Consider the following 15750-nt stretch of genomic DNA (forward strand, 5'->3'; position numbering starts at 1 on the left):
CCGCATCGGCTTCCCACCGACGGGTCGAACCCTCAACATCGGTGAACAGAAACGTCACAACACCCGAAGGAGCGGGCACCTCAGCAGAATGTCACAACAAACCCTGTTCCCTTGCGAAGATTGAACACTCGTTCCACCCGGGCAGTCCATCGAGCGTCGGTGATGGTTGCTGAAGTCCAAATAGTTAGCCCCACAGTGCTGCGCATTGATCTTGTTTTCCAGGTCAGAGCACTGCGCTTGCTCCGATCTAGGGAAAGACTATTGGGATATGGGCAGCATGACCGCTCAGGCGGCCCCGACCTGGTTAGAGGACCTCGGAAAAGCGGATGTGAGCTGGGTATTTGATGCTACCGGGCTAGTCTGAGGCGCCCCAGCACGCGAAAGAACACCACCTGAATTGCTTTGAGCATCGCTAGGCCAACTCCCCGCTGACTTCAATTCGACCAGGGGTACGCAAACAATGGCCCGGTGAGTGCGGACGCGAGGAGCGACAACGCTGCGCAGAAGATCAGGAGCCAGATTGCGTGGGCGAAGAACCTAAACGCGGCCATCAGATCATCCGCGTTACCTACCGACAATTCGCGCCGGATGACGGTGCTCAGCCGGTCCAGTTCGCCGGCAGTCAGGAACACCCTCTCCCGACCGATCGCCATCAGGTACCTGCGTGAGCCATTGGCCCGATCTAGGCGAACGAGGTGTAGCTGATCCCCGTCACTGTCGCGCAGGCCGATGAGGCTGGTTAGTTCTGGTTGTCTCACGGTGTACCCCTTCGGTTGTTGGGAGTTCCGTGGTTAGGCTGGGACATTTTTCCTGTGGTTGGAACACGCTGACCATATCTCCCCCCGTGAATGCGCGCAATCCCTTGTCTCACAGATGATTCCGTATTGCGGCGATACACTGGCGTCAACACGCCTCCGAATGCAGCGTGACGTCACGCCATCACCGAAATTCGCGATTACCTCCGCAGTTGGCTGCGGGCTGCCTAGGTTTGCCGGTGTCCAAATAGTTGACCGCACAGCGCTCCCGCATTTGCCCATTTCCGCAGGTCAGAGTACCGCGCTATCTCTGATCTAGGGAAAGAATATTGGGATATGAACTCGTTGGTGAACCAAGCGCCTTCAGGCCGGCTTGAAACCCTCTCAAAAGCGGATACCAGCTGGGTTTTTGATGCCAACGGTAGCTGTTAGCAAGGTTCGGGTTGCCGCTGGTGTTGTTGCTATAGACAGCAATGAAATTCCCTACCGCGTTGCGTAGCTGGTTATCCAGAATGCGCGACCGGAGCCGGTATGTGTCACGATTCTTATAGTGCTCCTACTGCGGCGAGCAGCGCGTTGTCCAGCGCGGTGGTAGAGAGCGCGGGAATGTCGAAATACGTCGTCAGGCCATCGATCACCGGGACAGCAGAACTGATCTCGGCTGGCGTGAGTCCCAGATAGGCGTCGTGGCACAACACGCAGAGAGGGGCGGATACGTTGGCCCACTCGTCACCGTAGATGGTGTAGACGTAGGTGTCGTAGTAGTTGGTGGGCGTGGTGTCGCCGACAAGGTTGCCCCACCCGAGAGCATCAAGAACAAGCGCGGTCAGAGTGCCTGGCGCAGCGGTGTTATCGAGGAAACCATCGATTGGGCCGGGAGCACCGTCCCACCCGGTCTGCGAACTGGACGTATCACCGATCTCAACGATTTTGATTGCGTCAGACGGTATGCCGTCCTTGATCAAGGTTGGCTCGTCGTTATTGCAGACCACCGCGCCCTGCGAGTAACAGAACAACGTCAACGGATGTGCGGCACTAAATGCGCCCAGGTAGTAGCCGAGGACCGCTGTTGTGGTCAGGTCATTTTGGCCAGCGGCCACCGATGGGCCGAAGTTGTCGGATGCCGGATAGAAGGCCAGATCTTCCGCAATTCCGGTGGGGCTGAACCCGTTGGGGTCGAGGTACAGTGCCTCGGCATCTGCGATGTAGGTAGCGTTCGGGTCGCCTACCCCGGTCGGTCCGACGATGATCGCGAGATCCGAACCGGACAGGACGCCGGGGTCAGCAAGGCTGTCGGCATGGGCCACCCCGGCCCCGAACAGAGCGATCACACCGAACAAGGTGATTAGAGTCGTTTTTCTCACGAGTCCCCCCCTCGGTCCCCTTTGCCCAAAACGGGTTTTGCTCCACGGAGCATAAGCCCAATGCAACCACCCCGGGCATCCTTTGAACCCTCCCGCCGTTCGAACCCTTGCGCATCTCAACCTGGGTGTTCGAGTGTTGTTCGGGCCTGGTCGATTTGGTCGTAGACGTACGCCGCGATGGCGGAGCGTTGGTGATGGTTGCTGAAGTCCAAATAGTTGGGCCAACAGCGCTAGTGATTGACCTTGTTTTTCCAGGTCAGAGGACTGCACTTGCTCCGATCTGTGGAAAGAATATTGGGACATGGGCAGCATGACCGCTCAGGCGCCGCCGACGTGGTTGGAGGATCTCGCGACGGCCGATACGTCGTGGATCTGCGACGCGACCGGGCTGATCTGACGGCCTCGGCTTTGTGCCCGAATTCGCCTCAGACCGGTGAAGGCGATTGAGAGGATGCCGCGCCGCTCTCGGGTTGGACACGCGACTCGCGCAACTCAACCAGGGTGTTCGAGTTCTGTTCGGGCCTGGTCGATTTGGTCGTAGGCGTAGGTCGTCATGGCGGCGGTGGTCATCGTCTCGCCCCGGCGGGCGAGCGACTCGTAGGCTTGGTCGCCGAGGATCTCGCGGAAGTGGGCGATTGCGGTTGTGATTTCGGGGACCCCCGCCGCAGACAAAGGACTGAGGGCGAAGCCGGCGATGGTGGCCGCCGGTTCGTAGCGTTCGAGCCGGTCGAAAAGAGCGGCGAGGATGGCCAGCGGGAGGCGGATCGTCGTGGTGTTGCCCGCATTGTGGTAGTTGCGGATTGCCAGAGTGAGGTGATCGAATGCGGACACGGTGCCGCCGTGTTCGGCCTCAAGTCGTGCCAGAAACTCCGCCAGCATTGACGCGCCGGCGCGGAAGCCGCTGTCTTGAGCGATCACCAGACCCCGGCCGAGGGCGTTAAGCGCCCCGACGGGATCTGCGTCACGGAAAGCCAAACCGTAGGCACCGAGCGCCCACGAGAGCAACTGCGGGTTACCTGTTGCCTCCGCAGCCTCGATGAGGCCATCCGCGGAATCCATCGCCTCGTCACCGCAACCGGCGATCGTCAGCGCGAGGACGAGCCATGCCCTGATGAATGTGTGGGTGTCACGACCGTGTGCGAGCTGGGCGCGGCACAACTCGGCCAACCGCTCGGGCTGCCCGATGGCTAGGTATACAAGTCCAAGCACGCCTTCGATGCCGTACGGCAGCGCATCGCGGCTCCTGCCGAGAACGATCTGGCCGGCATCGCAATAGCGGACAGCCGCCTCGATCCGTCCGGTCGTGTAGCACAGCGACGCAATCACGTACAGGAACGCCAGCCGGGGGTGGTCGACGGTGCAGGCGGGTTCGATCAGCTCTTCTGCCCAGGCGACCGGCTCATAGGTTTGGACCCCAGCGCCGAGCAGCCCCACATAGGTGGCGATGGTGGCGGCGACATCAAGATCGCCTTGGTCGGCGGCCCAGCGAAATGCGGTGCGCAGGTTGGCCAGTTCGAAAGTGAACCAGTCGTTTGCCGCACGCTGGCGGGGGCTGTCCCACAGGGCCAGGATGTCGGCTTCCCGTCCGGCGAAGTACCGCGAGTGCGCGGCCCGAATCTCGGATGCTTCGCCGCGGGCGACGAGTTGTTCCTCGGCGAATTGGCGGATCGTCTCCAGCATCGAAAACCGGGTCCGCCCCGAGGATCGGTCGACGACCAGCAGCGACTTGCGCACCAGCGCATCGAGCAGATCCAGGGTGGCGAAGTCGTCAGCGGAACCCATGACGGCGCAGGCACTTTCGAGGTCGAATCCACCGGCGAACACCGAACACCGATCGAGCAGCGCCTTTTCCGTGTCGTCGAGCAGGTCGTAGGACCACGCGACGGCGTGGCGCAGGGTGTGGTGGCGTTCCAGCGCGCGCCGCGACCCGACCAGCAGCCGGAACCGCTGATCGAGCCGATCGCGCACCTCGCCCGCGGTCATGGCCGCCATCCGCGAGGCCGCCAATTCGATGGCTAACGGGATCCCGTCGAGGCGGCGGCAGATCTCCACCACCGCGGCCGCCTCGCCATCCTCGCCCACCGCGAAGCGCGGCGAAGCGTGCTGCGCGCGTTCGACGAACAAGGCTACCGCGGTCGAGTCGACGCCTGCGCCCACGTCCAGCGAGGGCACCGGCCACAGTTGCTCGTCGGCGATGCCGAGTCCTTCGCGGCTGGTGGCCACAACCTTGGTCGTGGCCGAGGCGGCGAGGATGGCCTCGATCAGATCGGCGGCGGCGTCCAGCACGTGTTCGCAGTTGTCGAACACCAGCAGCCGTGACCGGCCCTCCAAGGCGGAGGCTACCGACTCGGTCACTGTCTTGCCCGGTTGCTGGGTGATGCCCAACACCGCCGCGACGGCGTCGGGTACCGCAGCCGGATCGGTGACTGCGGCCAGTTCGAAAAACCAGACCCCGTCGGGGAACTCATCTGCCAATCGCGCCGCGACTTCCAACGCCAGGCGGGTCTTGCCGACCCCACCTACCCCGGTCAGCGTGACCAGCCGATGAGCTTTCACCGCGGCTTGCACCTCGCCGGCCTCGACCTCGCGCCCAATGAAGCTGGTGACCGCAGCCCGCAGGTTCCCCGGACTCACGTCCAGCGCCCGCACCGGCGGAAAGTCGGTGCGCAGGCCGTCCGCTTGGACCTGGAACAGCCCGACCGGGGTCGGGAGATCCCGCAGCCGCCGCGGCCCCAAATCCACCAGGTCAACTCCGTTGAGCAGACCTGCCGTTGACTCGGCCAGCAGGATCTGGCCGCCATGCCCAGCTGCCATCACGCGTGCGGCCCGATTCAGCACCGCACCGAAGTAATCCCCACCCCGCAGCTCGGCTTCGCCGGTCGCCAGCCCCATCCGCACCGGCAACTCCAACACCCGCTGCGCGGCCACCGCGGCGTCGACGGCAGACCTGGGCGAGGCGAAGGCGGCGCACACGCCGTCGCCGGTGTGCTTGAACAGCCAGCCGCCGTGCCCCTCGATCGCCCCGCGCAATACCTCGTCGTGGGCGGCGAGGGCCGGCCGCATGCCCTCCGCGTCGGCTTCCCACCGACGGGTCGAACCCTCAACGTCGGTGAACAGAAACGTCACAACACCCGAAGGAGCGGGCACCTCTGCAGAATGTCACAACGAACCCTGTTCCACCTCGAACATCACGCGACGGCCGTGCGCGAACCGCGCTGTCGGCGATGCGCATTACGACTGGGGTCGCTTGCAACCGAGAAATTGGATCGGTCTGCATCGTTGGAACGTAGCGAAGACGCCGTCGCACGGTGGGAAGCGACGCCCGGTTGAATCGACGTAGTGGCGAATCCGTCCCTCGGCCGCCAAACCTTTCAATGCTCGCCGCTTGTTCGTCGCGCGGCATCCGGGTATTCAGAGAAAGCGCCGAGGCGGTTCGGGCTCTTCGGGTGGTTCGGGCGTCACCCCCGGGAGCCGCGGCCGTTTGAAGAAGCACACGGCCGTAAAGGGTTTCACCGCGTCCACCGCGAAGTTAACCATCTCCCATCTTTGTTCCCCTAGCGCGTTCGCTTTGCGCATCATTTCATTCAGGGCATCGTCGCCCGTCGAAAAGAACCATTTGTACTCCCACAGCGGCCAATCAGCCTCGCTCATCTCGCCACCCTAAGGCAGCACACGCGGAAGATCGCGGCGCTTGCGCGGCGGGCTGCTACCCAACTCAAACTTGCCGCTGCGCGCTCTGGGCCCCGGGCTGCTGCGCGGTAACGGCGCGGACACTCCTCCCTTCGTCCGCGCCTCGCGGGTCGGGTGAATTTTAGAGATTGCCCTGATTCTTCACGGAGACCACCTAGGGCGAATGCGGCGGACCGAGATAGGGGAACTCGGTGAGCGTGTCGGTGTGCGGTGAGAGGCCCGACGGTGGACAGTCGCCCTTGGTCAAGAATGCCAGTCGGTAGTCGATGACATCGTCCGTGAATACCCGGCCGTTTGGGTACTGCGCCGGATTGGTCGGGTCGAAGGTCAGCATGTCGGGCAGCGTGCCTTCCCGCTCGATGGCGGCGATGGCCTGCTCCCGCGTGTAGCCGCCGGTGTGACCCATCAAGTGGACGAACTGGTCAAGCCATCGGTTCCAGTCGTTGGCGGGCTCGCTGGCGTTGTATTCCACGATGGTGTCGTCGGTGTTGAAGAAACTGCTCACCGACGGGTGTCCGGCCCGGTCCACATGATTGAGTGCGCTGTTCTCACGCAGGCTGCAGCGGCCCCAGATGCGGATCGGCCCGGTCGCGCCTAGCGCGTTGGTGGGCAGCTCGATCGCGATCGAGAAAACGTTGGCCTGGGTATTTGAATCCCGGCCGGTCCACGGGGATTTGCCGCCGAGTTCGGCCAGATGAGGGGCGGTGAAATTGCGGTTGCCGCTGGTGTCGAAGAGGTTGTGTATGCCGTCGGAGTCGGCGAAGAAGGCGTCGCTGCGAGCCCCGGCGGCGAGCGTGATGTCGCCGGCGGTGGCGACCTTGGGCTGCGAGCGGAACGAGACCTCGACATCGTGAAGATCTGCGCGCCAATCGGCTCGGGAGAGCGAGATTGTTCACCGTGGGCCATGAACACGTTGACCGTCTGCCGACCGTCCACCGGGCTGGAGAACACGAAACTGAAGGCGATGTCGTTAAGCAGGTCACCGTCGGTATCGATCGCTAACCGGTAGATAGCATCGGGGTGCAGCGCGTCGGCGTTCGCATTGGCGGTGAGGATCAGCACCGTCCGCGAACTGTCGGTCGGCGACTGGAACGCGTACAGATCGCACAGGTCGAGGCGCTGATCGCCAAGCGGCGGTCCCAGACTCAGACCGTTGAAATGGTTCGACATATCTAACTCTCGGTGGTCATGGCCGGCAGGCGTTCCCAATTCCCGATCGTGGGGACGTCCTCGCCCTGGACGTCTATATAGGAAGCCTCCGTCAGAACCGGCGCCGAGAAGGTCCGGCCGTCGGTGCGATTTTCAGTCACGGCTACCCCGTAGGGCGCGCGCTCGACCGTCACGCTGGGGTCGTCAAGCTTGAGGCGCCACCGCGGTTGACTCTCAATCGGCGCCAAGAACTCGAGCGCTTCTTCCTCCGTGGGAAATGACCGGCCAAAAACGGGAGGGTGCTCGTCCCAGCGATAAATCAGGTAGCTGACCTTCCCGTACCAGTTTCGATACACCACCCAGTAGCCAAGGTGCGAGGCTAGCTCGCCCAGTTTCGTCACGCCGCGCCTCCTTCCGCCTCAAATATCGTGCCAGGCCCGACAACGTTTCGCCTCCGCGGAGGGAGGTGAGGGCTCACAGACCGGCTTGATCTAGCCGCCGGACTCGACGAGCGCCTTGAGGCGATTGAGGGTGTCGGCTGTGGTGCGACCCACCTGGCGCACGGCGACGCGGTCGGCGATGTAGCCCCAAATCCCGCCGGGCGCTTGGTAGGACAGCCGGAATATGACCTTGGTCCGGCTCTCCCCCGCGCCGCGCAGCCGGATCCGGCCACGCAGGTTGATACCGGTGATCCCGACCCACGCCAGGTCGCGCAGGTTGTCGAACTCGACCACTTCGATCAAACCGCCCACCGGCACCGAGCCGATCTTCCAGTGCACGGTATAGCGGGCCCCGACGCCGGCCGGCTGATCATTGGCGCTCTCCCACCGCTCCAGATTGCTCATGAACGACGGGTAGCAGTCTGGATCGCTGACGATCTTCCAGACCGCGTCGCGGTCGGCGTCGATCACGCAGCGCCGTTCGACTCGCATCAGCCGAGCACCGGGAATCGACGTCGGGCGGCAAGGCGGTCGACACCGGCCTGGAGGCTGGCCATCACCTTGTCGTGCACCGCCTGGTCATCACCATCGACTTCGATGGGTTCCTGCACCTCGATCGCGATCTTGGCGGGCAGCGGGATGTGTCCGGCCAAGTCGCTGATGTTCAGACCCCATGGCAGCGCCAAAGATATCGGAATGCTCTTGAGCCGCAGCAGTTTATCCGCGAAGAGCAGCTTGGCCAGCCATTGCCCGCGGTCGAGGAACAACGCGGTTTCCTGACCGCCCACACTGGCCACCGGCACGATCGGCACGCCGGCATCGCGCGCCAGCCGCACATACCCCATGCGGCCGCCGAAGTCGACCTGGTGGCGTTCCCTCGACGGCCGGAAGACTTCATAGTCTCCACCGGGATAAACCAACAGCGCGGCGCCGGATTCCAATGCCATTCGCGCGTTTTCGTGGTTGGCCGCGACAGTGCCGAACTTGCGTAGCCAGCCCAATGGCGGCGCGGAGACGACGAGGTTGTGGGCCAATTGGTAAAAGGGTCGCTCGACGCCGAAGTAGGAGCAGAACGCCAGCGTGAACACGAACGTGTCGGGAGGCACGTTGCCGCCGCTGTGATTACCGACCAGCAATACCGGCCCCTCGGCGGGTATTCGGTCTAGATGGGCCACGTCGGCCCGGAAGTACAGCGATGCCAGCAGCCACGTTCTCGGCAGCTGGTCGCGGATGTAGTCAGGATCCCGCTGGTCGAGGTCGGCCTTGGGGACCCGCGACGCCACTTGCGAGCGGGCCCACTCCAGCACGTCTCCTAGGCCGGGCATGCCGGACCTATACCCTGCCAGCGGCGTTCTTAATCTCTGCGGGGTCAAGTCGATAGATGCGGGCCGCGTTGATGTGCGCGATCAGGTCGACTACCCGGATCGCATCGGCTTCATTCCATTCGCCGTCGGTGACGAATCCGTTCAGCACGCGATGAATACCGTTGCGCCACAGCCTGGTACCGAGGTAATGCAGCTCGACTGGGCCGAACCCGTCCGACGAGTACACAATCTTACGGAACGGCGCCAGCTCCAGCAGCCGGGCGATGAATGCCGGCGCGCGGGCGCCCAGGTGGTTGATGGACAGGCCGCCGTCCAGATAAACATTGTTGAACGCCTGGGCCAGATAGCCCGCCTCCCGCTCGTAGGGATAGCAGTGCAGCAGCACGATCGGCGTATCGCCGGAACGGCGCAAAAAGTCCAGCAAATACAGCGGATTGGCTTTGTGCAGATCGCAGTCTCGATCGCCGAAACCCACGTGGAATTGCAACGGCTTGCCCACCCGCAGGCCCTGATGCAGCCCGAAGCGCAGCAGAACCCGATCGGCTAGCCGGACGCCGCCGCGATCGCGCCATTGGGCGGCGGCCTTGGCGACCTCGGCCACCGACGGCTCGGTCAAATCGCCGTCGAATCCGCCGCGGTAGGCCAGGATGGATTTGGTGCCCACCGCCGTCGCCGCGCGCTGGTGCAAGATCTCCGCGAACGCCGATGCGTAGTCACCCCTGGCTCGCGCGGCCTGCTCGGCCACCTGCTCGAGGCGGACCACTTCGTGAGCGCGGCCGCCGGACCATTCGGCGATTTGTGCGACATCCGCGACGCCTTCGGCGTACCCGGTGTCCACCAGCCAGTCGCTAACGCCGGCGGCTTGCAGAAAGATTGCGGCTAGCTCGGTTTCGGTGAGCTGGCTGCGCCGCTGCCAATATTCGTCGGCGCCAGCGTGTTTGGGTAGCCCCAGAAGCGGAGCACAGTTGGCTCGCAGCGCGAAGCCGAGTTGTGAGTCGAATCCGGAATCAAAGTCGGCCAGCGGTTCGGTGTTGGCCTCGTTGAGGCCGTTCTCAAACCGCTGCCGGTCCCCTGCGGTCAGCCAGCAACCATGCATGTGCTGGTCGATCAGCGGCACGCCGGCGATGTGATCGGCCAGGGCCGTCACCGTTAAACGCTCCAGGCCATACGGAATTTGTCCGCCAAGTGCTCACGGTTGAGATGGGCGTACTGCTCGTGCTCGAAGCGGCGGACCGCGACCGCGACGTCGACGGCGGGATCGCCGAGAATTTCACGCAGCCGCTTCGAATTATCCAGTGCAGCAATGGTTTGCGCTTGGGAGGCGGCGAGCCGCACGATGCCGGCGCGGCCACGCTCCGAGTCGGACAATGCTGCCGGGTCCACCTTGGTCTCGGGCGGCAGGACGGCTTTGTCCTTGATTCCGTCAAATGCCAAACCCAGGATTGCTGCCGTGGCGAGATACGGATTCGCCGACGGATCGACAACCTTGACTTCAACGTTGCCGCCGTACGGGTTGCCTGGGCCACCAACGACGAAGCGCAGCGCGGCTTCTCGATTTTCGGTTCCCCAACAGGCATATGCCCCGGCCCAATTGCCGGGATGCAGTCGCAACCCGGACACGATCGAACCGCACAAAATGCCCTGAGCTTCCAGCAGCCCGCGCAGCACCCCCGCCAGCGCGTTCTCGCCCTTGCTCGTCATGCCGCGGGTGCCTGCTCCATCGGAGAACAGCGGCCCCGCCGAGCTGGTCAGCGAAAAATGTTGATGGGCACCGCATCCGGCATCGCCGACGAACGGCGACGGTGACAGGCTGACACGCAACCCATAACGGCGGGCAACGCGGCCGATAATGATCCGGGTTAACACGAGTTGGTCGGCCGCGGCGACCGGCGATTGCGGTGTCAAGGAGATCTCGAACTGGTTGGCTCCGTACTCGGGGTGGAGCTGCTCGATGACCACACCGGACACCGCCGCTGCTGCGGTTACATCGCGAACGAAAGCCTCGTGTTCGAGGACACCGGCCAGGCCGTACTGCGCCCATAGCGTCGAAGGCAGCCGATGGCCGTCGGGATTGACGAGCAGGAATTCGATCTCGTGACCGACCAACGCTTCGATGCCGGCTTCGGCGAGCGCCGCTTCGACGCGGCCCAGCGTTCCGCGGCTGCAGGCGAGCACCGGGGTGCCGTCTTGCTCGAAGAATGAGCCGGGCGCCCAGGCCAATCCATCGCCGACAATGCGCAGCGCGGACAGGTCGATCCGGACGCGCTGATCACCGACGACACCGATGTGTTCGCCGAACGCGATGCCGGTCTGGTCGATGGCGAAGCCATGCCAGACCCGGCTGGCGCCCAGGCCGGGATCGGCGAAGGCGTTGGTCCGGCGGATCGGTACCGTCTTGGCCTGGATGAGCCCGGCCGGATTGACCACCGTGCCGATGACCGCGTCGACACCTTCGGCCTCAAGTTGGGCGATGGCCGCGGCGGCGAGCGGTGTGGTGGTCATGTGCCGGGCGGGCCCGGTAGGTCAGACCCGACTCGGCAGCGTCAGTTTGCAGGTCTGACCGATATCCAGGGTCCGCAGCACCCGCCCCATCCCGATCCACAGCGCGCACGACAACGCCAGGTCAGCGAGCAGCTCTTCGGAAAGGTGTTCGCCACAGCGGGTCCAGAAATCCTCGTCGTCGCGCAGCACGGTGTGCTCGGTGGCGAATCGGTGGGCGAACTCGGCGGCCAACCGCTCCTGGTCGCTGTATCCAGGCCAGGTGCGCCACTGGCGCGCGTGCTCGTACAGCTCTTCGTCGACACCGGCGGCGGGTCCGTCGGCGTCGCGGGTGTTGACGCACACTTCGCATTCGTTGTCGTGGGCGATGACCGTCCGTGCGAGTTCGCGGGTACGCATCGGCAACCGGTTGTGGCCATAGACGGCGTTGGCAAACGCGCCGATCGCGCTGCCAAGTTCGGGAGACTTCAGGACCCAGCCGGCCAGGTCGTCGTCAGGGAACGTTCCGATGCGGCTCATGGCGAGATGGTACGCCTCGGGCTGTCGTATCCCGAAACCCCGAAACGCGTCGAGGCGCCCGTCGAGCCGTAGCGTTATCGACCATTCCGGTCACGTCCATCGACAAACGGCGCCCCTTATCCGAAACCTTCAAGTTAGATATTTGTCGAATTCAATTCAACTATTGGACATGTAAAGAACACCCGCCCTTCACGGGTCGGGCGGGGCCATGCGCATCGCATCTTTAGATTTCGGCTCTGGCGGTTTCTTCGACTGAAACCTATTGCGTGGCAACGTGACCCCGGGATGCTCTGACGACGAGCCGTGATGGCGTCCGTCACTGTTGATGGGCGAACCCGCCCAAGTTTTTTCCTGAGTGCAGCCTAGACGATCACCAATAGCAACCTGAGGCGCATTCAGAATTTGCATACATAGTCCGCGTCTTCTGAGATAGGCTCAGGCGGTCGGCGACCCGTCGTGGGTTGGGCATTAAAACTCATATGCGAGACGCCGGCTATTGGACTGCAACCCCATACCCATCCACATCGACACAGACCCGGACTGGAGGCTCGCACATGAGTCGCAACGCTCGTACCCCAACGTCGGGCGGCCGCCGGATAGCGTTGAGTTTTGGCACGGCCGTCGGCGCCGCCGTTATCGCCGCGTCGATCAGCATTGGGACCGCACCCGCGGCGGGCGCCGTCGTGGATGCGGATCCGCTCACCGACTTGATCGGGGCATTCGACCCGCTCGCGTTTAACTCCTCGGACGCACCGACTGACGTGCTTGGTCTTGTGGGCTACGGCATTGACACGTACCTGTTGGGGCCCACCGGCCTTGGTACGGAGCTCGACCCGATGGTTGACAGCTGGCTGAGTTCGTTGCCAGCCGGCTCCGCATCTGTGCTTGATGCGGATCCGGTCAGCGACTTGATCGGTGCACTCGACCCGAGCGCGTTTAACGCCTTGGGCTTACCGGACGACGCGCTTGGCCTTCTGGCCTCCGGTCTTGACGCTGACCTGTTGGCGCCCCTTGGCCTTGGTGCCCTGCTCGACCCGATCGTTGACGGCTTGGTGGGTTCGGGGACGCTCTTCTGATCTCGGTGCTCTGGCTGGGGAGGCCGACAGGTCCCGCCAGCCAGATGGCCGCTAGTAATAGGAAGCGATCGCGAGTTCGCGGGTAGCGTTACCGACCATTCCGGTCACGTCAATCGACACACGGCGCCCGTCTCCCTAACCTTAATATTAGATATGTGTTGAATACTGTTTGATGAATTAGATATGTGTGGAATAGCCGATTTGGCGGATCGGACGGAGCGGTGCAGATCGCAGCTTTAGATTTCGGCTCCGGAGATTTTGCGACCGAATCTCATTGTGCGGCAACGTGGCCCGCGGATGCGCTGGCGACGAGCCGCCTTGGCGCCCTTCACCGTTGATGGGCGATCCCGCCAAGTTTTTCCTGAGTACAGCCTAAACGGTCACTAATAGAAACTCAGGCTCATTCAGAATTTGTATACATAATCAGCGTCTTCTGATATATGCTCTGGCGGTCGGCGACCCGTCGGGGGTTGGGCATTAAAAACTCATGTGCGAGACGCCGGTTATGGGGCGGCAACCCCATACACATCCATATCGATACATACCCGGATTGGAGACTCGCACATGAGTCGAAACGATCGTACCCTGACGCCGCGCGGCCGCCGGCTAGCCTTCAGTTTTGGCACCGCCGCCGGCGCCGCCGTTATTGCCGCGTCAATCAGCATGGGCACCGCACCCGTGGCCAGCGCCATCGGGGATGCGGATCCGCTCAGCGACTTGGTCGGTGCACTCGACCCGAGCGCGTTTAACATCTTGGGCTTACCGGACGACGCGCTTGGCCTGCTGGCCTCCGGTCTTGACGCTGACCTGTTGGCGCCCCTTGGCCTTGGTGCCCTGCTCGACCCGGTCATTGACGACTTGGTGGGTTCGGGCGGCTTCTTCGGCATCGGCTCGGCATCTGTGTTTGATGTAGATCCGCTCAGCGACTTGGTCGGGGCACTAGACCCAAGCGCGTTTAACATCTTGGGCTTACCGACTGACGCGCTTGGCCTGCTGGCCTCCGGCCTTGACGCTGACCTGTTGGCGCCCCTTGGCCTTGGTGCCCTGCTCGACCCGGTCATTGACGACTTAGTGGGTTCGGGCTTCACCCTCTTCTGATCTCGGCGCTGTATTGCCTTGATCGATGAGGTGACTATCTGGCAGGCGAGGCCGACAGGTCCCGCCAGCCAGATGCCGCTAGCGGTAGAAAGCTGCGGCGCCAAACCGTTTCGCCACTCGTCTAAGGCGAAACGGCACGCCCGGCAGCTTCGCCGCCGGAGTTGATCGACCGCGGGCGCTCCTCATTCCAATCCCGTTGAGCGACGATCCGGTGAGCGATCCGGTTAAGCGCGGCCTCGACCTGAGCTCGGTCGGGTCGGCCCTGGAAGTTCGGCGAGCGGGTGAGCTTGTCGATGATCCACTCCTGGAGCAGCGTCGAGACGAAGTCGACCTGACGCGCTCCGGGTGGGGTCAGCCACAGGCGGTCGACGTCACGTTGCGCGTAGCCGCGGCGGACCAGGCGGTCGAAGGTGGGTTCGAGGACCTCGTACGGTATTCCCAACTGGTCACCGATGTCGGTGACGCGGGCCATCCCGAATGCTTGCTGATTGCGGTTGATGCGCAACAGCGCCCACAATTCGGCGACGTCGAGTTGGCAATCGGGCCGCATCGCGATGCTGCGCAGCCGCATGCCGGGAGGGGCGCCCCGCGCCATCCGTCCGATCGCCGTCTCCAACATCTCCTCCGGCGACTGCGTGGTCGGCATCGCGAACCCGTCGCCGATGTCGGCGGCGTTCTTGCCGATTTCCCGCAACGGGACCTCACGAAGGAAGAGCGCCAACACGAATCCGACCAGCGCAACCGGAACCGCCCACAAGAACACCTGAGTAAGGGAGGCGGCATAAGCGCCGACGATCGGGGCGGCCATCGCACGCGGCAGCCGGTGCAAGGCCTCCGGCGAATTGACAGCTGCCGGAGATGCGCCGCTGGCCGCTATCGCCGGACCGATGCGCCCTCGCAGGAAGTTGAGGAACAGCGAGCCGAAAATCGCCGCGCCGAACGAACTGCCGATCGTCCGGAAGAAGGTCACACCGGAGGTGGCGACACCGAGGTCTTCGAAGCTCGACGTGTTCTGCACGATCAGGATCAACACCTGCATACACAGGCCGATGCCGGCCCCGAGGATGAACAGGTAAAGCGATTGCAGCAGCGCCGATGTGGACGGGTTCATCCGGGACATCAGCAGAAAAGCGAGCGCCATCACCGCTGTTCCGGCGACCGGGAAGATCTTGTACCGGCCGGTCCGCCCGACCAGCACGCCGCTGCCAATCGACGTCGAGAGCATCCCGGCCACCATCGGCAGGGTGCGCAGTCCCGATGTGGTCGCCGAAACGCCGTCGACGAATTGCATATAGGTCGGCAGGAACGTCAGCGCCCCCAACATGGCGAAACCGACCACGAAGGACAGCCCACAGCACACCGTGAACACCGGACTACCGAAGAGCCGGGTCGGCAGGACCGGCGCCGCGGCACGGCTCTCCACCCAGACGAAAACGCCCAGCGCCGCCGCCGAGGCAGCAAACAGCCCGATGATCGTCGCGGAACTCCACGGATAGGTCGTGCCGCCCCAGCTGGTGGCCAGGGTAAGACCGGTGGCACCCAGGCCGACGAACAAGATCCCGGTGTAGTCGATGATCGGTTTCGCCCGCGCAGCAAGGGACGGAATCGCCGCGGCCGCAACGAAAAACACGACGATCGAGACCGGCACGTTGATCCAGAACGCCCACCGCCACGTGAGATGGTCGGTGAAATAGCCGCCCAGCAGTGGGCCGATCACGGTCGTCACACCGAACACCGCGCCCAGGGCGCCCTGATAGCGGCCGCGATCCCGCAACGGGATGACTTCGCCGATCAGCGCGCTGGCCGTGACCGTGATGGCGCCGCCGCCGATGCCC

The 15750-nt window shown here is 63.7% G+C and carries 13 protein-coding genes and 2 pseudogenes; 3 read left to right on the top strand and 12 right to left on the bottom strand.

The window, feature by feature from the left end; genetic code table 11:
- Positions 1-247: 247 nt before the first annotated feature.
- Positions 248-364 (top strand): annotated as a pseudogene (locus tag WAN71_RS06765) (nuclear transport factor 2 family protein); the annotation flags it as partial.
- 70 nt (positions 365-434) lie between these two features.
- On the opposite strand, the gene WAN71_RS06770 reads toward WAN71_RS06765, so the two are convergent.
- From WAN71_RS06770 to WAN71_RS06820, 11 genes and pseudogenes are all read right to left on the bottom strand, one after another.
- A complete protein-coding gene (locus tag WAN71_RS06770) occupies positions 435-758 on the bottom strand; it encodes a hypothetical protein (RefSeq protein ID WP_422224595.1) in 324 nt (107 codons plus the stop codon).
- 542 nt (positions 759-1300) lie between these two features.
- Positions 1301-2086, bottom strand: a complete 786-nt coding sequence (locus WAN71_RS06775; RefSeq protein WP_422224596.1) for a PE-PPE domain-containing protein — start codon at positions 2084-2086, stop codon at positions 1301-1303.
- 525 nt (positions 2087-2611) lie between these two features.
- On the bottom strand, positions 2612-5266 hold the full coding sequence (locus tag WAN71_RS06780; protein ID WP_422224597.1) for an ATP-binding protein: 2655 nt from the start codon (positions 5264-5266) through the stop codon (positions 2612-2614).
- Positions 5267-5530: 264 nt separating this feature from the next.
- A complete protein-coding gene (locus tag WAN71_RS06785; protein WP_422224598.1) occupies positions 5531-5770 on the bottom strand; it encodes a hypothetical protein in 240 nt (79 codons plus the stop codon).
- Positions 5771-5963: 193 nt separating this feature from the next.
- Positions 5964-6979 (bottom strand): annotated as a pseudogene (locus WAN71_RS06790) (DUF4331 family protein).
- 2 nt (positions 6980-6981) lie between these two features.
- Positions 6982-7359, bottom strand: a complete 378-nt coding sequence (locus tag WAN71_RS06795; RefSeq protein ID WP_422224599.1) for a hypothetical protein — start codon at positions 7357-7359, stop codon at positions 6982-6984.
- Between the two features lie 90 nt (positions 7360-7449).
- On the bottom strand, positions 7450-7890 hold the full coding sequence (locus tag WAN71_RS06800; protein ID WP_422224600.1) for an SRPBCC family protein: 441 nt from the start codon (positions 7888-7890) through the stop codon (positions 7450-7452).
- Complete coding sequence (locus WAN71_RS06805; protein ID WP_422224601.1) at positions 7890-8723, bottom strand: lysophospholipid acyltransferase family protein; 834 nt, start codon at positions 8721-8723, stop codon at positions 7890-7892. The genes WAN71_RS06800 and WAN71_RS06805 overlap by 1 nt, the downstream gene beginning before the upstream one ends.
- Before the next feature lie 7 nt (positions 8724-8730).
- Positions 8731-9819 carry an amidohydrolase family protein gene (locus WAN71_RS06810; RefSeq protein WP_422224607.1) on the bottom strand — a complete coding sequence of 363 codons (1089 nt, stop codon included), beginning with the start codon at positions 9817-9819 and terminating at the stop codon, positions 8731-8733.
- Positions 9820-9872: 53 nt separating this feature from the next.
- Complete coding sequence (locus WAN71_RS06815) at positions 9873-11225, bottom strand: glutamine synthetase (RefSeq protein ID WP_422224602.1); 1353 nt, start codon at positions 11223-11225, stop codon at positions 9873-9875.
- A 21-nt stretch (positions 11226-11246) separates the two neighbouring features.
- Entirely contained in the window at positions 11247-11741 is a 495-nt protein-coding gene (locus WAN71_RS06820; protein WP_422224603.1) for a carboxymuconolactone decarboxylase family protein, read from the bottom strand.
- 554 nt (positions 11742-12295) lie between these two features.
- On the opposite strand from WAN71_RS06820, the gene WAN71_RS06825 reads away from it, so the two are divergent.
- Together WAN71_RS06825 and WAN71_RS06830 are read left to right on the top strand one after the other, a co-directional pair.
- Entirely contained in the window at positions 12296-12817 is a 522-nt protein-coding gene (locus tag WAN71_RS06825) for a hypothetical protein (RefSeq protein ID WP_422224604.1), read from the top strand.
- 564 nt (positions 12818-13381) lie between these two features.
- Positions 13382-13915, top strand: coding sequence for a hypothetical protein (locus WAN71_RS06830; protein WP_422224605.1), 534 nt, complete (start codon positions 13382-13384; stop codon positions 13913-13915).
- Positions 13916-14036: 121 nt separating this feature from the next.
- On the opposite strand, the gene WAN71_RS06835 is transcribed toward WAN71_RS06830, so the two are convergent.
- Positions 14037-15750, bottom strand: a 1714-nt coding sequence (locus tag WAN71_RS06835; protein ID WP_422224606.1) for an MFS transporter, incomplete at its 5' end; no start/stop codon positions are given.

It is taken from the genome of Mycobacterium sp. (genome assembly GCF_049280035.1).
In the GTDB taxonomy this organism is placed as follows: domain Bacteria; phylum Actinomycetota; class Actinomycetes; order Mycobacteriales; family Mycobacteriaceae; genus Mycobacterium.